This window comes from Holdemania sp. Marseille-P2844 (assembly GCF_900120005.1).
Taxonomy (GTDB): domain Bacteria; phylum Bacillota_I; class Bacilli_A; order Erysipelotrichales; family Erysipelotrichaceae; genus Holdemania.
In genome coordinates, this window is the sequence record NZ_LT635451.1 from 267461 (window position 1) to 288559 (window position 21099).

19 protein-coding genes are annotated in these 21099 nt (G+C 51.1%); 17 read left to right on the top strand and 2 right to left on the bottom strand.

Annotated features, from left to right (window positions below):
• The first annotated feature begins 3 nt into the window (after positions 1 to 3).
• The 15 genes from BQ7364_RS07920 (at position 4) to BQ7364_RS07990 (ending at position 14151) form a co-directional block, all read left to right on the top strand.
• The gene (locus BQ7364_RS07920; protein WP_072684225.1) at positions 4 to 1149 is read left to right on the top strand and encodes an amidohydrolase; all 1146 of its coding nucleotides are present in this window, start codon (positions 4 to 6) and stop codon (positions 1147 to 1149) included.
• Between the two features lie 177 nt (positions 1150 to 1326).
• On the top strand, positions 1327 to 2166 hold the full coding sequence (locus BQ7364_RS07925; RefSeq protein WP_072684226.1) for an HAD family hydrolase: 840 nt from the start codon (positions 1327 to 1329) through the stop codon (positions 2164 to 2166).
• The gene (locus BQ7364_RS07930; protein WP_072684227.1) at positions 2153 to 2362 is read left to right on the top strand and encodes a hypothetical protein; all 210 of its coding nucleotides are present in this window, start codon (positions 2153 to 2155) and stop codon (positions 2360 to 2362) included. The genes BQ7364_RS07925 and BQ7364_RS07930 overlap by 14 nt, the downstream gene beginning before the upstream one ends.
• Positions 2363 to 2485: 123 nt before the next feature.
• Positions 2486 to 2971 carry a hypothetical protein gene (locus BQ7364_RS07935; RefSeq protein WP_072684228.1) on the top strand — a complete coding sequence of 162 codons (486 nt, stop codon included), beginning with the start codon at positions 2486 to 2488 and terminating at the stop codon, positions 2969 to 2971.
• A complete protein-coding gene (radC, locus tag BQ7364_RS07940) occupies positions 2953 to 3639 on the top strand; it encodes a RadC family protein (RefSeq protein WP_072684229.1) in 687 nt (228 codons plus the stop codon). Before BQ7364_RS07935 ends, radC begins: the two co-directional genes overlap by 19 nt.
• A gap of 41 nt (positions 3640 to 3680) precedes the next feature.
• Positions 3681 to 4529 carry a rod shape-determining protein MreC gene (gene mreC / locus BQ7364_RS07945; RefSeq protein ID WP_072684230.1) on the top strand — a complete coding sequence of 283 codons (849 nt, stop codon included), beginning with the start codon at positions 3681 to 3683 and terminating at the stop codon, positions 4527 to 4529.
• Complete coding sequence (locus BQ7364_RS07950; RefSeq protein WP_072684231.1) at positions 4526 to 5074, top strand: hypothetical protein; 549 nt, start codon at positions 4526 to 4528, stop codon at positions 5072 to 5074. The genes mreC and BQ7364_RS07950 overlap by 4 nt, the downstream gene beginning before the upstream one ends.
• Positions 5056 to 5634, top strand: a complete 579-nt coding sequence (locus tag BQ7364_RS07955) for a hypothetical protein (RefSeq protein WP_072684232.1) — start codon at positions 5056 to 5058, stop codon at positions 5632 to 5634. The genes BQ7364_RS07950 and BQ7364_RS07955 overlap by 19 nt, the downstream gene beginning before the upstream one ends.
• Complete coding sequence (gene minD, locus BQ7364_RS07960) at positions 5622 to 6398, top strand: septum site-determining protein MinD (protein WP_072684233.1); 777 nt, start codon at positions 5622 to 5624, stop codon at positions 6396 to 6398. Before BQ7364_RS07955 ends, minD begins: the two co-directional genes overlap by 13 nt.
• 235 nt (positions 6399 to 6633) lie before the next feature.
• Positions 6634 to 9378: a heavy metal translocating P-type ATPase gene (locus BQ7364_RS07965; RefSeq protein ID WP_072684234.1), complete on the top strand. Its 2745-nt coding sequence runs from the start codon at positions 6634 to 6636 to the stop codon at positions 9376 to 9378.
• Between the two features lie 165 nt (positions 9379 to 9543).
• On the top strand, positions 9544 to 10311 hold the full coding sequence (locus tag BQ7364_RS07970; protein WP_072684235.1) for an SDR family NAD(P)-dependent oxidoreductase: 768 nt from the start codon (positions 9544 to 9546) through the stop codon (positions 10309 to 10311).
• Between the two features lie 164 nt (positions 10312 to 10475).
• Complete coding sequence (locus BQ7364_RS07975) at positions 10476 to 11585, top strand: AI-2E family transporter (protein WP_083538492.1); 1110 nt, start codon at positions 10476 to 10478, stop codon at positions 11583 to 11585.
• Positions 11586 to 11652: 67 nt separating this feature from the next.
• Complete coding sequence (locus BQ7364_RS07980; RefSeq protein WP_072684236.1) at positions 11653 to 12252, top strand: peptidoglycan DD-metalloendopeptidase family protein; 600 nt, start codon at positions 11653 to 11655, stop codon at positions 12250 to 12252.
• Positions 12242 to 13027 (top strand): site-2 protease family protein, encoded by a 786-nt coding sequence (locus BQ7364_RS07985; RefSeq protein WP_072684237.1) that lies wholly within the window; start codon positions 12242 to 12244, stop codon positions 13025 to 13027. The genes BQ7364_RS07980 and BQ7364_RS07985 overlap by 11 nt, the downstream gene beginning before the upstream one ends.
• Positions 13028 to 13119: 92 nt before the next feature.
• A complete protein-coding gene (locus BQ7364_RS07990) occupies positions 13120 to 14151 on the top strand; it encodes a metal ABC transporter solute-binding protein, Zn/Mn family (RefSeq protein ID WP_072684238.1) in 1032 nt (343 codons plus the stop codon).
• Positions 14152 to 14675: 524 nt separating this feature from the next.
• Here BQ7364_RS07990 and BQ7364_RS07995 read toward each other — a convergent pair.
• Positions 14676 to 16043, bottom strand: a complete 1368-nt coding sequence (locus BQ7364_RS07995) for an ISL3 family transposase (RefSeq protein ID WP_200798792.1) — start codon at positions 16041 to 16043, stop codon at positions 14676 to 14678.
• 523 nt (positions 16044 to 16566) lie between these two features.
• Between BQ7364_RS07995 and BQ7364_RS08000 the strand changes: the two genes are divergently transcribed.
• Positions 16567 to 17769 (top strand): IS110 family RNA-guided transposase, encoded by a 1203-nt coding sequence (locus tag BQ7364_RS08000; protein ID WP_072684240.1) that lies wholly within the window; start codon positions 16567 to 16569, stop codon positions 17767 to 17769.
• A 216-nt stretch (positions 17770 to 17985) separates the two neighbouring features.
• Here the strand turns inward: BQ7364_RS08000 and BQ7364_RS18140 are convergent, their stop codons facing one another.
• Positions 17986 to 18135 carry a hypothetical protein gene (locus BQ7364_RS18140; protein ID WP_195396376.1) on the bottom strand — a complete coding sequence of 50 codons (150 nt, stop codon included), beginning with the start codon at positions 18133 to 18135 and terminating at the stop codon, positions 17986 to 17988.
• 350 nt (positions 18136 to 18485) lie between these two features.
• Here BQ7364_RS18140 and polA point away from each other — a divergent pair, with 350 nt between their 5' ends.
• A complete protein-coding gene (polA, locus tag BQ7364_RS08005; RefSeq protein WP_072684241.1) occupies positions 18486 to 21098 on the top strand; it encodes a DNA polymerase I in 2613 nt (870 codons plus the stop codon).
• Position 21099: the final 1 nt, after the last annotated feature.

Genomic DNA, 21099 nt, shown 5'->3' on the forward strand with positions numbered 1-21099 from the left:
GACATGCGGTTAGTTCAAAATGGACTGGTTACCACGATGGCTGGCGAAGGTCCGGTCATTGCGGATATCTTAATTGATAATGGAAAAATCGCGGCGATCGGGGAACACCTAACAGTTCCGGAAGGCTGCGAGATCATCGACGCGACAGGCCTGCAGGTGTACCCTGGGTTTATCGACTGCCATTGCCACATCGGTTTGTATGAAGACGGAATCGGCTTCGAGGGCAACGACACCAACGAATCGACCGATCCGATCACGCCGCAGCTGCGCGGGATTGACGCGATCAATCCGTTCGATCCTTCGTTTAAGGAGGCGGCCGCAGCCGGCGTCACGACAATCGGCACCGGGCCGGGCAGCGCGAATGTGGTCGGCGGGACGTTTGCGGCTGTGAAGACCGTCGGCACCTGCGTCGACGAGATGATCGTCAAGGAAGCTGTCGCGATGAAGTGCGCTTTCGGCGAAAATCCGAAGCGCTGCTACCAGGGCAAAAACAACAACACCCGGATGGCGACGGCGGCGAAGCTGCGCGAGCTGTTGTTTAAAGCGAACGAATATTCAATGAAACTCAGCGAGGCCCGTCAGGATCCGAGCAAACGCCCGGCTTTCGACATGAAGCTGGACGCGATGCTGCCGGTCGTGCGCAAACAGCTGCCGCTCAAAGCGCACGCTCACCGGGCAGACGATATCTGCACGGCAATCCGGATCGCGAAGGAATTCGATTTGAAGCTGACGCTGGAACATGTGACAGAAGGTCAGTTCATCCTGCCGCAGCTGCAGGCGGCCAACGTACCGCTGGCTGTCGGGCCAAACCTGCACGCCAACAGCAAGTTTGAAATCCGCAACATGACGTTTACGACTCCGGGCGTTTTAAGCAAGGCCGGGCTGCAGGTTTCGATCGTGACGGACGCCCCGATCGTGCCGCTAAAATATCTGGCGATGTCGGCGGGACTGGCGGTTAAATCCGGGATGGATCACACCGAAGCGCTGAAAGCGATCACGATCAATCCGGCGAAGCATCTGGGCATCGCCGACCGGGTGGGTTCGTTAGAGGTCGGCAAGGACGCGGATATCGTCATCACCGACGGCGATCCGCTGGCAATGTTCACGACGGTCCGCACGGTTCTGATCAACGGCGAGATCGTTGCCTAAAACAGAATCAAGAAATCCTGACTGCTTTGATTAAAGCTTCAGGATTTTTTACATTTGAGGGAAGTGCAGGGCTTCGCGCCGGCGGAATTTTATGATATAGTGAAAAGCAGAGTTGCGGTTGAATGACCCTGTCCTAAGGACAGACGGGCAAAACCTGTGAAGCAAGGAGCGAAGTCTATGATCCGAATGTTAGCGTCTGATATTGACCATACTTTATTTTCTCATCAAACCTACGCGATTCCTGAGGTGAATCTGAAGGCGGCGGATACGCTGCGCAGTCAGGGCGTCGAACTGGTTCTCGCGACGGCGCGGATTTATGCCGGGGTGCGTAAGCTGGAAGCGCAGTTGGATATGCGGGAAAAAGGCGGAATGATCATTGCCTCCGCCGGGGCGGAGCTGATCGACTGCCGCCGCGGTATCCGCACGGTGCTGCACAGCTTAACCCTCGAGCAAATAAAAACGCTGAAGCAGTTTTCCGACGCGCATCCAGGCGTGACGCTGGCGGTGCAGCAGGAAGATCTGATGGTCGCCGACGGCTACGATGCTTCATTAGACAGCGACCGCACTGTCGTCGGAATTGATTTTCTCGTCGTCGGTTCCGATTTCTTTTCCTACATGACAAAACCGGCGTGTATGGCGGGATTGACCGGCGATCCGCAGCAGCTGGATGACATTGAATTCCAGGCCCGCGCCGTCCTGAAGGATGTGACCCTGACGCGCTCCGGCCCGGGGTTTCTCGACGTTACACCGCAAGGCGTGCACAAGGCGCTGGCGCTGAAGCAGCTGTGCGGTCGTCACGGTATTCCGCTGCAGGCGCTGGCGGCGATCGGCGATGGCAACAACGATCGGGAAATGTTGGCGGAAGCCGGCTTGTCGTTTGCGCCGTCCAATGCCGTGGAGGCGGTTAAAAAACAGGTCGATCACGTATTGGGGAGCTGCGAGGAAGGCGCGTTCGCTCAGGCCGTGGCGATGATTTTAGAACGGAACGAAAAGGAGCGCGCGCATGGAACGGTATAGTGCGATCAAACAACTGGCCGTGACCAGCGCGGAACTGATCGAACAGGTTCAGTTTGACGATCACCAGGGCAAACCGGAGAAAATCGAACCGCTGCTGGCGCAGATCATCACGCTGGCGCTGGCGGCGTCCGCCGACCCGGAAGCCTTAAAAACAAGCTTGTTTCAGAAAGAAAAGACGGAAAAAGGAGAAAAATAGGAAAAAATCTCCTTTTTTTCGTATTTGAGGCAGGCAAAATCGAATTTTCAGCGAATATTGTAAGTGAGCGGTCTGACTGAACCGGTCATGTTTCTCATAGGCTGATACCAGAGGTGAAGCCAAATGAAAAAAAGTTCGATTGTAACCATGATGGCCGTCTTGTTGTCGCTGGGCTTCTGCGTTCTGTATTTCGGATTGTTTGCGCGGATCAGTGAAACAAGCTCGGCGCCCGAGGATTCGCTGGAGGTCACCGTCACGCCCGGCACGCAGCCGGAATCGGCGGCGCCGGTGATTTCCGACGATCAGGGATCATCGTCGCTGAGCTGGATTCAGGCCGGGGTGTTCGCGCAGGAAAGCTCCGTGCGTGAGCTGACAGCGTTTTTAGAACAGGACGGATTTACGCCCGTGACCTATACGCGCGGTGAATACCAGATCGTCGCCGTCGGCGTCAGTCTCGATCCGGAAGTCACCCGCCAGTGCCGCCAGCGGATGATCGATCTGGATTACGAATGGATGGAACGCGCCTGTTCGCTCAACGAAACTCAACGGCAGCAGCTAAGCCAAGGTCAGACCGCATCGGTATTGGAGGGATGTACATCACAACCGTAAGAGAAATGCCCTGTGAGGAACGGCCGCGCGAAAAAGCGCTGCAGCAGGGAATTGAACACTGTTCCAACAAGGAAATTCTGGCGCTGATTTTACGCAGCGGCGTGCCGGGAGCGTCCAGTCTGATGATCGCCGACCAGCTGCTTCAGCGCAGTCAGGGCGTCAGCGGTCTGTCCCGGCTGACGCTCAAAGAGCTGACGCAGATCAAAGGCATCAGCCAGGTCCGCGGTCTGGAGATTTTAGCGTGTTTTGAGCTGGCGCGGCGGATCAGCGAGGAACAAACCCGCGATATCGACGTCGTTTCCAATCCGGAGGCGCTGATGGCCTGGCTGGGACGGGAAATCGGCGGCAAGCAGCAGGAGCACTTTTTAGCGATCTATCTCGACGCGAAAAACCACATTTTAGAGCACCGGCTGTTGTTCAAAGGTACGCTGGACGCCAGCATCGTCCATCCCCGCGAGGTGTTTAAGGAAGCGCTGCTGGCCTCGGCCTGCCGTGTGTTGGTTGTACACAATCACCCGTCGCAGGATCTGACCCCAAGCATGGCCGACCGGATCATTACCCAGCGCTTAAAAGAAACCGGCGAGCTGATCGGAATCGAGCTGCTGGATCATTTAATCGTCGGAACCACGCAGTATTTCAGCTTCCGCGCCCATGGATTATTAGATTGAAGTTCGGGGGCAATCACCGTATAATAGACGCAGGTGATAAAATGAAACTGAATCGTTTTCAAAAAATACTGCTTTGGCTGATTGGCATTTCGCTGTCCTTGTCGTTAATTTTAAACGTCGTCAGCGTAACGACCCCGTTCAGTGAAATCAGCCGGCAGGGGTATAACGTCTTTTCCATGCTTAAATATTCGTTGATTGATTATCCGGTCACGACGGTGACGGATTTCTTTACCTCATTCTCACGGCTGTGGCAGGTCCGTCAGGAAAACGACCTGCTTCGCACCCAGGTCGATCAGATCTCTTCGCTGCAGGGGCAGCTGGCGGAAGCCGAGCGGCAGATCGAGGAGCTGAAACAGATCGCGGACTTGAAAACGATCGTTTCGGATTACGATCTGATTCCCTCGACCGTGCTTTCGCGCACTCAGGAAGCCTGGAACAACCTGTTGACGATCGACGTCGGCAGCGCCGACGGGGTCGGGCTAAACTATGCCGTGATCACGCCGAAGGGATTGGTCGGCAAGGTAACGAAGGTTAACGAACACACTTCGACGGTGAAGCTGATCACTGCGGAAGACGGTCTGAATAAGGTGTCTGTAAAGATTGAGATCGACGAAGGGAAAACGGTCGATGCCATTTTGGTGAAATATGACAGCAACGAACAGGCTTTTGTGATGCAGCTGTTGACTTCCGGCGCGACCGTTACGGAAGAGATGCGCGTCGTAACCAGCGGTATGGGCGGCGTCTTTCCTTCCGGCTTGCTTGTCGGCACGGTCAGTAAGGTCGAGGAGCTGAGCAATGCGGTCGGCATGAATATTTACGTCCGGCCGGCTGCGGATTTTCAATCGTTTAACTATGTCTGCGTCGTCCGCCGCCAGGGGGCTTCGCAATGATTTACGAAGCGGCTTTCATCGGAATTTGCTTAGTTGCCGACATGATCCTCACGGCGCTGTTCCCATTTGATTTCGCGTTGATTCATTCAGTTTTTATTCCGTGCATGGGCTTTTGTGCGCTGATGCTGACGGTGCGGCAGAAAAATCTTCTGGATTCGCTGTTCATGGCGTTTGTGGCAGGGATGGTTTTTGATTTTCTCAACGCCGATCACTTCATGCTCAGCTCGCTGGTGTGCATGGCGTGCGCGTTTCTGATTCATATTTGGAGCAAGCATATCAGTTCTTCGTTATTAGAGCTGATGATTCTCTTACTTTCGATCATTTTCGTCAAAGAGCTTCTGATATACTTCTATATGACCGCAAGCAATCTGTCGGCGATGTCGCTGATGACATGGCTGAGCAAGCGTCTGGTAACGACGCTTGTCGGCAATCTGGCGCCGATCCTGCTTGTGATCTGGATGAATGATCAGCGGCAGACCCTGCAGATTCGGCGGGAGTCAATCCGCAGAAAAGGGGAGAAGCTCAGATGGGAACAGTTAAAATAATCGGACAAAACTCCGGACTCACGATTCGCATGGACTGCCGTCAATGGCAGGATCAGGCCGTCGAGCTGGAGGCCAAGCTTCGGCTGCTGAAGACCCGCGACGGTCATCCGGCCGAAGTTTTTTTTGACAGCGATCCGGGCGCGGAGCGGCTGAAACAGTTGTTTGAGATCCTGCAGGCGACCGGCTGCGTCTGCCGGGGACTCTATGTTCAGAAAAAACCGGAAGTCTCAGGTGATTTGACCGTGATCCGCGAACCGCTGCGGGCGGGCGAGGTGATTCAGTTGGAAGGTGCGGCCGTATTGCTTCACGATGTGCGCCAGCCGATTCAGATCGAAATGCGCGGCGGCGGGCCGTTGATCGTCCTGGGCACAGTTGCCGGGCAGATCCGCCTGCTCGATCCCGCCTGCCAGCTGATCGCGATGGGACTGGATCATGCCCGCGTCAAGATTTCAGACAGCGACTGGCAGATTCTGACAAATTTCGCGAAAGTCTGTGTGTATTATGAGAATCAGAGATGCATGAGTCTGAGTTTGAAGGAGGAAGAAGTGTGGCAAGGGTAATCATGATCACCAGCGGCAAGGGCGGCGTCGGCAAAACGACGGTCTGCGCCAACCTCGGCATCGCGCTGGCGTCATTAGGCAAAAAAGTATGTATGATCGACATGGATCTGGGCTTGAAAAATCTGGACGTGATGATGGGCTTGGAAAACCGCGTGTTCTATGACTTGAAGGATGCGGTCGAAGGCCGCTGTCCCCTGAGCCGGGCGATGATCCAGGACAAGCGCTGTGAAAATCTTTTTCTCATGGCGGCCTGCCGGACGGTCAATATCGGCCGGTTAAAGCTGGAAGATCTGACGACGGTGATCGATCAGCTGCAGGATCAGTTCGATTTTATCCTGTTGGACTCGCCGGCCGGGATTGAGCGCGGCTTCCAATATGCAATGTGCTGCGCGGACGAAGCGTTAGTCGTCGTGCAGCTGGATATCGCAGCTCTGCAGGACAGCGACCGCGTGATTGGAATTCTGTTAAAAGAAGGCAAGACGACGATCCGGCTGGTGATGAACCGCGTCAATCCCCGTTACATTGAAAAAGGCATTTCGCTAAGCGTCAAGGAAGCGGCGGACTGGCTGGGGTTGGAAGTGATCGGGTTAGTTTATGAGGATGAAAATCTGATCGCCTGCAACAACCGCGGCGTGCCGATGGCGTTCAAGCGCAGTACGATCACTTCGCAATGCTACACCGTGATCGCTCAGCGGCTGTTGGGCGAGAAAGCAGCGCTGCCGAAATTCAAAGAGAAAAACATCATCCAGAAATTGTTTGGTTAAAGATCGCCGCGGCGGTCTTTTTTACTTTGTCTCAGAGATAAAAAGCATCGGGAAATAAAGAAAGCAAAAAAATAACAAAAAATAATTTTTCCTATTTACAACAGAATAGGAGTAGTCTATAATGTGAACAGAAAACATATGAACATATATTCATATATAACGGAATTTCTGTTGGGTTTTCATCAGCCCTGTTCCATGATCGGAACATCCAACATTTTAGCTGGAGGAAAAAACTATGAAAACAGAAGTATATGCGCTGCCGGAACTGGATTGCCCGAATTGTGCGATGAAGGTGGAGCGTCAGGTCGGCAGAATCAAGGGATTGAACGAGGTCACCGTCGATTTTGTTCACAAAAAGATGATTGTTGAATTTGAAGGCGAATCCAGAAAAGAACAGATCATTCAGGCTGTGAAGAAGGTCGAGCCGGATATCCGCATCGTGGAAGTGACGGATAAAAAAGAAGCGGCGCCGCACAGTTCGCTGCCGTCTGAAAGTCAGAAATATGAACATCACCACAAACATTGTGACTGCGGTGAAGACCACGAGCATCATCATGGAGAGGAAGAATGCGGCTGTGGTCATGATCACGAACATCACCACAAACATAGTGACTGCGGCGAAGACCACGAGCATCATCATGGAGAGGAAGAATGCGGCTGTGGTCATGATCACGAACATCACCACAAACATTGTGACTGTGGCGAAGACCGCGAACATCATCATGGAGAGGAAGAATGCGGCTGTGGTCATGATCACGAACATCACCACAAACATAGTGACTGCGGCGAAGACCGCGAACATCATCATGGAGAAGAGGAATGCGGCTGTGGTCACAATCATGAAGCCTTGCCGGAAGTCGATCATTCGACAATGAAAGGTGAGCTGAAACTGCGCTTAGCCGGTCTGGACTGCGCGAACTGTGCAGCGAAGATCGAGCGGGCGGTGAATGTCCTGCCGCAGGTGCAGGAAGCCTCGGTCACCTTTTCTACACAGACGCTGCTTGTCGATGCCAAGCCGTCCGTGAACCGGACGGAGCTGATCGCTGCGATTGCGGAGGTTGTTAAGAAACTGGAACCGGAAGTCGACGTCGTGGAAATGAAGGCAGGCGCGAAAAATGCGGAACCGGAAGCGGCTCAGCCGGGCTTCTTCCGGCAGAACGCCAGGCTGTTGGCGGTCATCGTGTTTTTGATCGCCGGGATTTTCTTGCAGGAACAAAACTATGTCGTTTTGATTTTCCTGATCAGCTTCCTGCTGATCGGCGGGGAAGTCGTTTACAATGCGATCCGCAACGTTTTTCAGGGTGAATGGTTTGACGAAACCTTCTTGATGAGCGTGGCGACGATCGGAGCGTTTGCGATCGGCGATTACGTGGAAGGCGTCGCGGTTATGTTGTTCTATCAGATCGGCGAGCTGTTCCAGTCCTACGCCGTCAACCGCTCGCGCAAATCAATCGGTTCGCTGATGAATATCCGCGCCGACTATGCGACGGTACTGCGGGAAGGAAAAGAACTGCGGGTGGATCCGGAATCCGTAGCGATCGGGGAAACCATTCTGATTAAGCCGGGCGAGCGGGTGCCGCTGGACGGTATTCTGACCGAAGGCACAACGTCGCTGGATACCAGCGCGCTGACTGGCGAAAGTCTGCCGCGGGATGCGCGGAAAGGCGAAGAAATTCTGGCCGGCATGGTCAACCTCAGTGGCGTCGTGCAGGTAAAAGTCACCAAAGAATTCGGCGAATCGACGGTATCGCGGATTCTGGAACTGGTTGAGAACGCCAGTTCCAAAAAAGCACCGATCGAGCGTTTCATCACCAAGTTTGCCCGGGTTTATACGCCGACGGTCGTCGTGGCGGCAATTCTGGTCGCGATCATTCCGCCGTTTCTGCTTCAGATGGGATCGTTTGACGTCTGGCTGTACCGGGCGCTGACTTTCCTGGTCGTATCCTGTCCATGTGCACTGGTCATCTCGATTCCGCTGGGCCTGTTCGCCGGCATCGGCGGCGCCAGCCGGCAGGGAATTCTGGTGAAGGGCGGCAATTTCTTAGAAATTTTAAAAGACGTCGATACTGTCGTCTTTGACAAGACCGGAACGCTGACCGAGGGCAAGTTCAGCGTTACCCGGATTCAGCCGGTCCATGCCGAAGCGGACGCGTTATTGGAATTGGCGGCGTATGGCGAAGCCTATTCCACTCATCCGATCGCCCGTTCGATTGTCGCAGCCTATGGCAAACCGATTGACAATCAGAAAATCCGCCATTATCAGGAAATCTCAGGCCAGGGCGTCGAGGTGGAAGTCAACGGCCGGAAGCTGGCGCTTGGCAACGAGAAATTGATGCAGGCGCACGGAATCGATTGCCCGCCGGCCGATGAGATCGGTACGATCATCCATGTAGCCCGGGAGAGCGAATATCTGGGCTGGCTGGGGATCAGCGACGTAATCAAGGGCACAAGCAAGGCTGCAATCCGCCAACTGAAACAGGCGGGCATCCGCAACACCGTCATGCTGACAGGGGACAACCGCAGCGTTGCCGAAGCAGTTGCCGGCCAGATTGGAATTGATACCGTCTATGCGCAGCTGTTGCCGCAGGATAAGGTTGAACAGGTTGAAAAGCTTCTGGCGGCGCAGCCGGAAGGAAAAAAGCTGGCGTTTGTCGGCGATGGCATCAACGACGCGCCGGTGCTGGCCCGGGCGGATCTGGGGGTTGCGATGGGCGGCGTCGGCAGCGATGCAGCGATCGAAGCGGCGGATATCGTGCTGATGAAGGACGATCCGGCAGCGCTGGCGAGAGCAATTCAGATATCCCGCAAGACCCACGCGATTCTGCGCCAGAATATCGTGTTCTCTCTGGCGATTAAAATCGGCGTCCTGATTCTGACGCTGTTTGGGAAAAGCAACATGGGAATGGGCGTGTTCGCCGACGTGGGCGTGACGCTGCTGGCGATTCTCAACTCAATGCGGGCGCTGAAAAGCGGGCAATAAGGCATTTCATTCACCGGTATTTGCAAAAAATACCGGTTTTTACATTGTCCATCAATTAACTTGTGAAATTACGAAAGATTTTAATAACTGCCTGAATCAAATCCGGAAATTCCTGTTATACTGAAGTTACAAGAGGACTGAAAAGTCCGGAAGGAGGGTTTACTGATGTTTGATTTAACAGGAAAAATCGCCGTCGTCACCGGCGCGTCCAGCGGCTTGGGCGCGGATTCGGCCAGAGCTTATGCCGAAGCAGGAGCCAATGTGGCGTTATTGGCGCGCCGTCAGGATAAGCTGGAAGCCTTAGCCGAGGAATTACGGGCGAAAGGGATTGATGCGTTGCCGGTCGGCTGCGACGTCACCGACGAAGCCAGTATTGAAAAAGCCGTCAAGACCGTGATCGAACATTTCGGCCGCATCGACATCCTGCTCAATAACGCCGGGGTCGCCGTCCGCGGCGGAGTTGAAACGCTGAGTCAGGAAGACTGGGACCGCTCGATGAACATCAACGTCAAGGGGATGTACATGATGAGCAAATATGTGATTCCGCACATGAAAGCACAGAATTATGGCAAGATCGTCAACATCAGCTCGGTCAACGCTTTGATCGGCGACAAAAACGACATGTTTATCCGTCATGCCTACAATACCTCCAAGGCGGCGGTGCTCGGTTTGACACTGGGCATGGCTTGTTCCTACGGGCAGTTCAACATCACAGTCAACGCTGTCTGTCCGGGATTGTTTGAGTCGGAGATGACGCAGAACACGCTGTTCAAATCGGAAGCCTTCTTACAAGGCTACAGCGCCCAGTGTCCGATGGGACGTCCGGGCCGGCATGGAGAAGTCAGCGGACCGGTCCTGTTTTTCTCCAGCGACGCATCCAGCTATGTTACTGGCCAGCGTATTATCGTCGACGGGGGAACCTCGTTAGTATAAACCGAACGCATTAACTTATTTCTGCGGATCAGGACAGAAGATCTTGTTTCTTTTGTCCTTTCCTTTTTTCTCGGGGATCCTTGTTTGGATTCACAGCCGGTTGTTTCGGTTTTCTTTTGAACCTGATAATGATAAAATAAAGATACGCAGGGGAGGGATGTCCGATGGGGTGGCTGCATAAAATGAACGCTTATTTTAAAGAACAGCTGTCGCTGAAGAACTTGTTGAAGGTTCTGCTGATCCTGCTGATCCTGTACTTCCTTTCCCTGACCTCGAATGTCTGGATGAGCTGGCTGACGACGCTGCGGCTGATTCTGACGCCGTTTTTAGTCGGGTTTGGGATCGCCTATGTCGTTCATCCGTTTATTGAATTTCTGCAGAAGAAGGGCGTGTCGCGCAGGATTGCGATTCCGCTGGTCTGCCTGGGGATGCTTACTTTGTTGATCGGGATCTTGATGATGGTCGTGCCGATGGTCTACGACAAGACGACCGAGCTGATCAACTCGATGATTTCCGGCTTGAACTGGCTCTATCAACAATATGTGGAAATGAATGAAAACGCGCCGAACATCTTAGTCGCGGGGATTTTCCAGCAGATCACGACGCTGCTCAACGATACGAAAAGCTGGCTGCCGAACTTTTCGGCGCTGCTGCCGCAGCTGATTTCCAAGGTGCTTTCATTTCTGACCAACGCGGTGTTCGCGTTTATCATTTCGGTATATGTGCTGTTTGACTTTGAGAAGATCCGCAAGACGATTTTCAGCTTGGCGCGCACGATTGACAAGGAACTGCCGATCTATCTGAGCGCGGTGAACGCGGAAATCAGCGGTTATCTGCATTCGCTGCTGATGCTGATGGCGATCAAGTTTATCGAATATTCGCTGCTGTACATGCTGATCGGGCATAAGAGTGCGGTCACGGTCGCGCTTCTGACCTCCATCGGGTTGATCGTGCCGTATTTCGGCGCGACAGTCGCCAACTTTATCGGGATTTTGACTTCGCTCACCTTACCGCTGCCGAAGGTGTTGATCTTAATCGGCGGGATCTGCGTGCTGTCGATGGTCGATGCCTACATCATCGCGCCGATCGTGCATTCCCGCAGTTCGCAAGTACCGCCGCTGTGGACGCTGCTGTGTGTGTTTGCGGGCGGGATGCTGCTGGGACCAATCGGGATCATGATCTCGATCCCGGTATTTATGAGCCTGCGGGTGATCGTCAACCTCGTGCGTTTCCGCAATGAGCGCTATGACCCGCTGCCTTCAGAAGACGAATAAAGAACGGTTCGCCGTTCTTTTTCTTTTGCCTGTCCGCATACAGTAGTATCAGGGGAGGAGATCAGCCATGAGTGAGATCAAACATATCAGAAAACGCATATCCGCCCGCCGCAAAGCGCCGGGTCCGCGCGCCTATGAAGGGCCGGGAAGTCCGTTATTTACCCTTATTTACGGTCTGGCCATGCTGGCGATGGTTGGGGCCAGTCTGGGTTTAGGCTGGATGATCAACGAGAAGCAGCATTGGGTGGATCCTGAACCTGTCCTTCAACAGATCGAAGTGCTTTCAGAAAAGCTGCATTTAAAGTCTTTATCAGCCTGGCTGCCGTTTGAAAAGTGGTTTGGCAAGGATCAGCCGGTCGCGGCGGCGGTCAGCTATGAGCTGATTCAGGATCATTATTATAAACCCGCTTCCGGCAATCAGGTGCAGAGCATCGCTGAGGGCGTCGTCTTATACATCGGCGAACAGGAGAGCGGAGCGATTGTCATGGTGAAGCAGGATAACGGCGTGCTGGTGACCTATGGCGCGCTGCAGCAGGTCCAGATCCATCTCAACGACCGGATTTTAAAGGGCGCGGTTCTGGGCGCGGTGCAGGATGCGGTCTATCTGGAATTCAGCGAACAAGGCCAGCCGGTTACACTGGAGCGGGCGATGGGCGATGCCGGTTAAAATCAAAGTCAGCGGTTTTACCATCCTGGTGGCAGCCCTGGCTTTTTTTTCTCACGCCGTTGTGCCGCTCGGCCACATTTTCTTCATTCTGGCGCTGCATGAAAGCGGTCATGCGTTCTGGGCGTGGTTTTTCCATTATCCGATTCGCCAGCTGTCGATCCTGCCATTCGGGCTGGCGCTGACGCTGGAGCATTTCGGCGATAGGGATGCGTGGGAGGAACTGGTGATTCTGGCCGGCGGGCTGGCGATGCATGGCGTCATTCCCTTGCTTTATGGGGGATTGGCAAAACTGGGCTGGATATCGCCGGTCATGCTTGACTGGGTGCTGGATATCAATCGGTCGGTTTTTCTGTTTAACGTGCTGCCGCTGTATCCGCTGGACGGCGGACGGATCGTGCAGTCGCTGTGGCATTGCGTTCTGCCGTATCAAACGGCTCAGGCGCTGACGTATAGTTTATCGGCGCTGCTGATTCCGCTGGTATTTGTCAGATTGATGAATTGCAATCCGATGACGCTCGGGGTGTTCGGGTTTCTGTTTGCCGTCAACCTGATCAGCTGGCGCCAGCGGGCGTATCAGGCTGAGCATTTCTACCTGTACCGCCTGATCCATCCCTGTTCCCATCCGTTAAAGCTGCATCGTAAGCAGGATTTATACCGCCAGCGGCATAACGTCATCCTGGAGCCGGGGGGACTGCTTGATGAAAAACAATGGCTGGCGCGGCGCTTTGGCAAGGTCGAGCCGCTTCCATCCCAACCGCGTAGCTGGTTGATTTAAACAGGGAGTTCAGACGAGGAAAGGCTGTCGGAAAGAGGGTTTTTTTCAAGGCCGGAATATGCTATAATCCTAAAAGGAAGCGAGGAACATCCATGCGAAAGAAAATTACTCTTCTAGTTCTTCTGGGCTTGCTGCTGACCTCTTTAACCGGCTGCGCAACCGATAAGAAAAAGGTAGTATATACGGTTTATCCGTTAGGATATCTGCTGGAAAAGATCGGCGGGGACCGGATTGAGATCCAAAGTCTGCAGGACGATATGATCGTCCAGCGCGCGACGGCGGCCGGCGATTTGAAAGAACGCGTCAAGGACGCCGATTTAGTGCTGCACATCGGCCAGCTTGAGCCGTATTTCCAGCTTGTGCTGCCGGAAATCCGTTCGGCCAGTTCGGCGGCGGTCAAGGATTTGTCCGTCAATAATTCGATTTATTCGTTTAAACGTTATACCCGCGTCATCGCCAACGATGTCGAGCAGTTTGTCGAAAGCGCGTATTACAAGGGCGACGCCTTCGATTCGATCGACGTGAATGAAAAGGATCTGGCGTTGTGGATGGATCCGATCGCGATGACGAGCATGGCGAAGGAAATCCGCGACTGGCTGTGCGAGAATTACGTCGAGGAAAGCCGCTACTTTGAAGAAAATTACAGCCAGCTGGAAAGCGAGCTGGTGCGTCTGGACGCCGAATATCAAAGTCTGTCCAGCACGCTGAAAAATGAGAAGAAAACGATTAAATTCGTTTCGATGACCGCCAGCTTCGGCAACTGGCAGAAGACGTACGGCATTCAGGTCTATCCGGTGATTCTGTCAAAATACGGTGTGCTGCCGAATGAAAAGCAGCTGGATATCATCAAGACCAAGATCGTGGAGGACAACGTGAAGTATATCGCATATGAACCGAACATGACGGAGGATATGCTCGCTTTGTTCGATCAGCTTTCGGCTGAGCTGAACCTGCAGCGGGTGGATTTGAGCAATCTGTCGAGTTTATCGGCGGATCAGCGCGAGGATAATAAGGATTATCTGTCGATCATGGTCGAAAACCTGAATCAGCTGGAAAGCATGGCGGAGGACGATCTGACGCCTGCGGTTCAGGAGCCGGCGGCGGACGAGGATGAAGACGCCTGATCGGCGCATCGTATTTGGATTTCAGCGCGGAGGGAAAGTTCTCTTCGCGTTTTTATTTTAAGCGGCGGATTTTAAAGGCAGGCGTAATGAAAAATAAATGGAGCTGTGATTCTGGGATTGATGACTCAGAAGCTCAATTAACTCAGAAAGAAGAGAAAAGAGTTGAAATTCCGTCAGGAATGTCTATACTAAAGGTGTAAGGTGTTGCTGAAAGGCGGCACCCGTCATGAGCTACCGTTTACGGTGGCGTTGGACAGATGAGCGCTGACACTTCTTGCTGGATGGGACAGCGCTTTTCGTATTATAGAAGTAGGAATAAAGTATCCTACTCGATATAGAATTAGATGAGTATAAAATATTGAGATTGAGAAGAAATCATACAGGTGATGTTCAGTTAATCTTAGTATCTCATCGAGAGTATCAGAAGTTAGGATATAATATTCTGGCTCTTTCAAAAATAGTGTTGGTGAGAGAAAAACCGAAACAAGAAAGACGCAGATGAGTTCCAGAAATGGGACTCATTTTTAATTGAGAAAACGGCAGGGAACTAAGGTGTTAGAAATAAGTAAAATGCGGGTCTTAAATTGAATGAAAGAACGATAACCGAAAGCCAGGCGCTTGATGACCTTAATCAGATTATTCGTACCTTCAATCATGCCATTAGAAAATGAGTAAGTCAAGGCGTTGATCACTGCCTCTTTCCGTTCCACTAAGGACTGAATGGCGGTATTCATGGGCTTGGAGATCAAAGGATCGGGATTCAGACAAGCTTGGAGGAAGGCGTCAGGATCTTTCCGGTTGAGCGCGGTAAGGAGACTCTGATAGAGCTCATAAGTCGCCTTGAGCTCGGGATCCAGTTCAACTAAGAAGTGGACAATGTCAATTTCGCGCATCAGAGATGGAAAGCAAACCCATTTTTTGAAGTCCTGATCATTCAGGTCATCTTCAAATTTAAGAAGGAGTTTCCAATAGCGTTTGAGCTTATTGTAATGAGGCTTACTCTGATTCATGAAATTGACGCGGGTCTTATTGAGAGCGCGGCTGAGCAGCTGAACGATGTGGAAGCGGTCAAGAATGATCTTGGCGTGAGGGAAACAGTGGTGAACGACAGAGAAGTAAGGGGAATACATATCCATACAAACGGTTTTAACGGCTTCGCGGGCTTTCCTGGAATAGCTCATGAAATAGCGGATGAGAACGGGCATTCTGCGATCAGGAAGGATATTGAGAATCTGACCGGATTCTGCGTTAAGAAAGAGAAAAGACATTGAAGCATCAACCCCTTTGACAGAGCGAAACTCGTCAAAACAGAGATGAGGGGGAAGAAAATTCCGCTGGACTTTAAAATCCTGATAGAGCTGTTGAAGAAGGGAATTCACCGTGGCATGAGAAACAGAGTGACGGAAAGCGATATCTTTTTCAGAAGTCTTCATCTTGGCGTCGAGGGCAATGGAGAGACGAGTGTTATTGGAAATGAAACAATGAGGGAGAACGATGGAAGTCGAAGCCGTAAAAGTATGGCCGCAATGTTTACAAAGGAAGCGTTGTTTTTTGAGGCGGAGATAAGCGGGGCGGCGGGAAACGGAAGGCAGGGTGATGAGGGAGGATTTCGTACCATGTTTGATGATAGCCGAGCCGGGGTTGGAGGACCCGCAGAGAGGACAGGAAGAGGGAGGGTCATAAGAAAGCGAGCCGGAAAAGACAAGGGAGTCAACACCACGAATCGACTGAGAAGAGACACAATCCTCAGAGAAATGAAGATGAGGGTCTTTTAAATTGAGAACAGANACAGATGAGGACTTGTTTTTTTGGATAATAAGGGGAAACAGATTTTCACCTCTTTTGTTTTGCGAGCGACAACTCAGAGAAAATAAATAAAAAGTTCTTGAAATAACTCAGGAATGGAATATACTATAAGCGTAGGGACGCTTGAGAAAGCGATACCCGTCAGACACTATCTCTTATTTGAGAAGTGGTGGACAGATAAGTGCCGATGATCTTTGCGACTGATTGCGGCACTTTTTCGTATTATAAAAGTAGGAATAAAGTATCCTACTCGAAATAGAATTAGATGAGTATAAAATATTGAAATTGAGAAGAAATCATACAGGTGATGTTCAGTTAATCTTAGTATCTCATCAAGGGTATCAGAAGTTAGGATATAATATTCTTAGCTTCTTTTCTTTTGTGGGCCAACCTAAGTTGAGAAGCTCATAGAGAAGAAATGGCTTGGCACTTTTTGGAACAATCTAGTTCGTAAAAGAAAATGCCATTCTTCCTATTCAAATTCATAAGCTTGTTTAAATCTAAAAAGGCATCCGCCACAAGAGTGGAATCGTCTGGATTTCTTACGAAACAAAGTTGAATTGAATATGGAAGTATTCTCTCTCTTATTTGTGAAAGGAGGTTTTGTCCATGAAAGGGCCTATCGTTAGTATTGATGTATCCAACGGAAACAGTCACTTCCAATGTTTTACACAAAGAGGCACTAAAATGGGAAAGGTGCATCGGATTTCTCACACCGTAGAAGGCTTTAACTGCTTAAAATCAAAAATAGAAGAACTGGAGAAGAAAACAAACGAAGAAGTGGTAGCGGTCTATGAAGCAACCGGCGTGTATACGAAGCCATTAGAAAGATTTTTAGAAAAGAACGAAATCAAACAATACTCCATCTCGCCGTTACAGTCAGCGAAACAAAGGAAAACAGAAATACATAATAAGAAAACAGATAAAAAAGATCCCGAATCCATAGCGGAAGTCTATTATATTAAAGAGCTCCGAGAGGATGAAAAAGAAGCGGATCTCTATCATGAATTGCGTACTGCCAATCGTGTATATGAAGACTGTCTTGTCCATTTAAGAAAGTATAAAGTCACCTTTCAAAGTCACCTGAGTATCGTGTTTCCAGGCTATATGAAGCTCTTTCAAGACGGATACAGTCAAATCTCGCTGCAGTTACTGGAAATGTATCCCCATCCCGATAGGTTGAAGAACAAGCAGCCAGAGAAAGTGGCAAAAAAACTGAATAAGCAAACCGATCATAGTTTTGAAGTTTGTTTGAAAACTGCAGAGAAGGCGATTGAGTTTGCGAACAAAACGTATCCGGACTGTGATAAAGAAGATGCTTGGGTTGCGGTGTTGGTCGATGACATTCATCATCTCCAGGATACGATGGAAGAGGCAGAGGCGAAGCTCGATAAAATTATAGAGCTTGCGAAAGCAACGCCCTATTACTCTATTATTTTAAGTATTGATGGTATCGGTCCCAATCTGGCATCAAGAATCATCGCAGAGTTTGGCGATATAAGCAAATTCAAAACCAGAGGCGCTATGGTAGCCTATGTGGGGAATGATCCCAACAGAGCAGAATCAGGGGACATAGAAGGCTATCATTTATCGATTTCCAAAAAAGGGAATAAACGATTAAGATGTATTTTATATTTAGCGGTAACCTGTAGTATACGATCAAGGAAAGAGAATCCCATTAACGCTTTCTATCAAAAGAAAAGGCAACAATCAACCCCACTAAAGTCGAAAGCTGCCAAGGTAGCTTGTATCACCAAGCTAATTCGCACAATCCATGGGATGTGCAAGACGGGTACTGTGTTCACCAGCTAACCACCTATATTATATCTCAAATTACAAAAAGTTGAAGAGATTCAATCTTTTTGTATTGATGTTTTTTGAGATTTTGAGATTTTTCAAATTCACGCAAAAAACTCTTGTTTTTTATTATCTAATTTCTTTTCCTATATTATATCTCAAATTACAAAAAGTTGAAGAGATTCAATCTTTTTGTATTGATGTTTTTTGAGATTTTGAGATTTTTCAAATTCACGCAAAAAACTCTTGTTTTTTATTATCTAATTTCTTTTTGGTCTCTATAATTTTTAAGCGGCATTCAATCACCTTGATCGAACATTCGATCAAGGGCAAACCAACTTTTAAAACCACAGTGACAAAAAGTTCCAGGAAATGTTCCATAGAATTGCCCTCCTTTGATGACAGACGACAAAAATCTGTCAGTTTGAATCCATTTTGATAAGACCAAAAATCGACTCTGTCCGGACGGGCATCCGCGGTTCAACAAAACCCTACATTATTAATATTGCGGAAAAAATAAATAATCCTCCTGAGAAAAATGAAAATGTTAAAATTTTTTCTGTTTTAGTAAAACTTGAAAGAATCAGAATTTTATTCACAGGAAACATCAATTAAGATTTAAACGGACAGGACTGCGGTTTATGCGCCAGCTTGCGCTTCTTTTGATATTCATCAGGGCTTATGGTAAAATAAGAACTGAATCCAGTTTAAAAACAAAAGGAGATCCAACCATGAAAAAAATGTTGTTAGTCGATGGAAATTCCATGCTCTTCCGGGCATTTTACGCAACCTTTATGCGGCCGATGTCGACGTCGACCGGTATTCCGACCAACGCGATTTACGGTTTTGCGATGATGATCAACAAAGCCGTTCAGATCATCCAGCCGGACGCGATGCTCGTCGCTTTCGACAAGGGCAAGCATACCTTCCGCCACGAGCTGTTCGCCGAGTACAAGGGCGGCCGCAAGGAAACGCCGGACGCGTTAGTGGAACAGTTTCCGATCGTGCGCGAATATCTGGAAGCGGCGGGGATTAAGCAGTTTGAAATGACGGATATCGAAGCCGACGACATCATCGGTTCAATGATTAAGAAATATCCGGACTGGGATATCAACGTGCTCAGCTCCGATCGCGATATGCTGCAGCTGATCGACGAGACGACCTCGGTCTGGCTGATGAAAAAAGGCATCAGCGATATCGAGGAGATGACCGTGGAAAGCCTGAAGGAAAAGATGGGGATCACGCCGGATCAGATCCGCGACCTCAAGGGGTTGATGGGCGACGCATCCGATAACATCCCGGGAATTCCGAAGGTCGGTGAAAAGACAGCGCTGAAGCTGCTGGAACAGTTCGGTACGGTGGAAAATCTGATCGCCAACACCGACCAGCTCAAGGGCAAGCTGAAAGAAAATGTCGAAGCCTTCAAGGATCAGGCGCTGTTATCCAAACGTCTGGCGACGATCAAAACCGACGTAGAGATTCCGTTTGAAACGGAAGAATTCACATTTCACATCACGCCGGAGCCGCTGCGTCAGTTTTATGTGCGCTATGAGATGAACTCGCTGGCAAGCAAGCTTTCTACCCAGATCAGCGAGCAGGCGGAAGCCGAGGCCCCGGCCTCGCAGCCGACACTGACGGTGGCGGAAGTCCGCCGCTGTCCGGAAGCACTTCTGCAGGACAACGCGATCCTGGTGCTCGACCAGGATCAGCCGTCGGTCTATTTCGCTGACGTTCACGGTCTGGCGCTGGCGTATCAGGACCAGGATGTCTACATCCCGATTGAAGATGTCCGGCAGGATGAAGCGCTGTTAGCGTATCTGGCCGGGGAGAAGACCAAGATCGTCTACGACGTCAAGGCTTGTCTGCATTTAGCCGACGGCGCGGGACTGACGATCAACGGAATGAAAATCGACGCGATGATCGCCGCGTTCCTGTGCGATTCGACGCTGACCAGTGATCAGAAGATCCGTGAGAAATTCGGCCTGACGGAAACGGTGACGATGGATGAGGTATATGGCAAGCCGGGCAAGATGAAGCTGCCGGAGCCGCAGCTTCAGCGTCAGCTGTGTGCCCAGAAAATTCAGCTGATCGACGCGCTGTGGAAGAACAGCGAGCCGAAGCTGAAGGAGATGGAAATCGTTTCGCTGTTTTACGATGTGGAAATGCCTTTAGCCGTCGTGCTGTATAAGATGGAAAAGGAAGGCATCCGGATTGATTCCCAGACACTCGACGATATTGCCCGGCAGACCCAGGCCCGCCTGGACGCGCTGACCGATGCGATTTACGCCGCCGCCGGAGAGACTTTCAACATCAACTCGCCGAAACAGCTGGGCGAAGTCTTGTTTGACAAGCTGGGACTGCCGGCCAGCGGGAAGAAGCGCTCAACCTCGGCCGACGTACTCGAAAAGCTGCTGGGCGTGCATCCGATTATCGCCGATCTGCTGGAATTCAGAAAATATCAAAAGCTGTACAGCACCTATGCCGAAGGCTTGAAAAAATACATTCATCCGGATGGAAGAATCCATACGATCTACAATCAATGCGCGACTCAGACCGGCCGGCTGTCCTCGACCGAACCCAATCTGCAGAATATCAGCGTCCGCGATGAGGAATCCCGCGAAGTGCGCAAGGCCTTTCTGCCGAGCGAGGGCAATGTGCTGGTCGCTTCCGACTACTCCCAGATCGAATTAAGAATGCTGGCGCACATGGCGGACGAGCAGGGGCTGCTGGACGCATTCCGGCATGCCGTCGATATTCATACCAAAACCGCGTCAGACGTATTCCAGATTCCGCTTGATCAGGTTGACGCGAAGCATCGCCGCCAGGCCAAAGCCGTCAATTTCGGGATCGTCTACGGCATTTCCGATTTCGGCCTGTCTCAGCAGCTGGATATCAGCCGCGCTCAGGCGAAGGAATTCATCGAGCGCTATCTGCAAAGCTATCCGAACATTTCCAAATACATGGATCAGGTGATCAGCTTCTGCCAGGAACACGGCTATACCGCGACGATGCTGGGCCGGCGCCGGGAAGTGCCGGAGATTCACGATAAGAATTACATGACCCGCGAATTCGGCAAGCGCGCCGCGATGAACGCTCCGATCCAGGGCTCCGCTGCCGATCTGATCAAGCTGGCGATGATCCGCATCGACAAGGCGATCAGCGAAAAGGGATTGCAATCCAAAATGATCCTGCAGGTTCACGACGAATTGATTTTCGACGCGCTGCCAGGCGAGCTGGATGCGTTATGCGCGATTATCCAGGAGGGAATGGAGCACGCGATGGAACTGAAGGTGCCGTTAGTCGCGGAAACTAAAATCGGCAGTACCTGGTACGAGGCGAAATAAG

Bases quoted from the DNA above. Each gene is read 5' to 3' on its own strand.
- BQ7364_RS07965 (WP_072684234.1), top strand. From the start codon at position 6,634: ATGAAAACAGAAGTATATGCGCTGCCGGAACTGGATTGCCCGAATTGT.
- BQ7364_RS07975 (WP_083538492.1), top strand. From the start codon at position 10,476: ATGGGGTGGCTGCATAAAATGAACGCTTATTTTAAAGAACAGCTGTCG.
- mreC (WP_072684230.1), top strand. From the start codon at position 3,681: ATGAAACTGAATCGTTTTCAAAAAATACTGCTTTGGCTGATTGGCATT.
- BQ7364_RS08000 (WP_072684240.1), top strand. From the start codon at position 16,567: ATGAAAGGGCCTATCGTTAGTATTGATGTATCCAACGGAAACAGTCAC.
- BQ7364_RS07980 (WP_072684236.1), top strand. From the start codon at position 11,653: ATGAGTGAGATCAAACATATCAGAAAACGCATATCCGCCCGCCGCAAA.
- BQ7364_RS07990 (WP_072684238.1), top strand. From the start codon at position 13,120: ATGCGAAAGAAAATTACTCTTCTAGTTCTTCTGGGCTTGCTGCTGACC.
- BQ7364_RS18140 (WP_195396376.1), bottom strand. From the start codon at position 18,135: ATGGAACATTTCCTGGAACTTTTTGTCACTGTGGTTTTAAAAGTTGGT.
- polA (WP_072684241.1), top strand. From the start codon at position 18,486: ATGAAAAAAATGTTGTTAGTCGATGGAAATTCCATGCTCTTCCGGGCA.
- BQ7364_RS07985 (WP_072684237.1), top strand. From the start codon at position 12,242: ATGCCGGTTAAAATCAAAGTCAGCGGTTTTACCATCCTGGTGGCAGCC.
- BQ7364_RS07955 (WP_072684232.1), top strand. From the start codon at position 5,056: ATGGGAACAGTTAAAATAATCGGACAAAACTCCGGACTCACGATTCGC.
- radC (WP_072684229.1), top strand. From the start codon at position 2,953: ATGTACATCACAACCGTAAGAGAAATGCCCTGTGAGGAACGGCCGCGC.
- BQ7364_RS07930 (WP_072684227.1), top strand. From the start codon at position 2,153: ATGGAACGGTATAGTGCGATCAAACAACTGGCCGTGACCAGCGCGGAA.
- BQ7364_RS07925 (WP_072684226.1), top strand. From the start codon at position 1,327: ATGATCCGAATGTTAGCGTCTGATATTGACCATACTTTATTTTCTCAT.
- BQ7364_RS07950 (WP_072684231.1), top strand. From the start codon at position 4,526: ATGATTTACGAAGCGGCTTTCATCGGAATTTGCTTAGTTGCCGACATG.
- BQ7364_RS07935 (WP_072684228.1), top strand. From the start codon at position 2,486: ATGAAAAAAAGTTCGATTGTAACCATGATGGCCGTCTTGTTGTCGCTG.
- BQ7364_RS07920 (WP_072684225.1), top strand. From the start codon at position 4: ATGCGGTTAGTTCAAAATGGACTGGTTACCACGATGGCTGGCGAAGGT.
- BQ7364_RS07970 (WP_072684235.1), top strand. From the start codon at position 9,544: ATGTTTGATTTAACAGGAAAAATCGCCGTCGTCACCGGCGCGTCCAGC.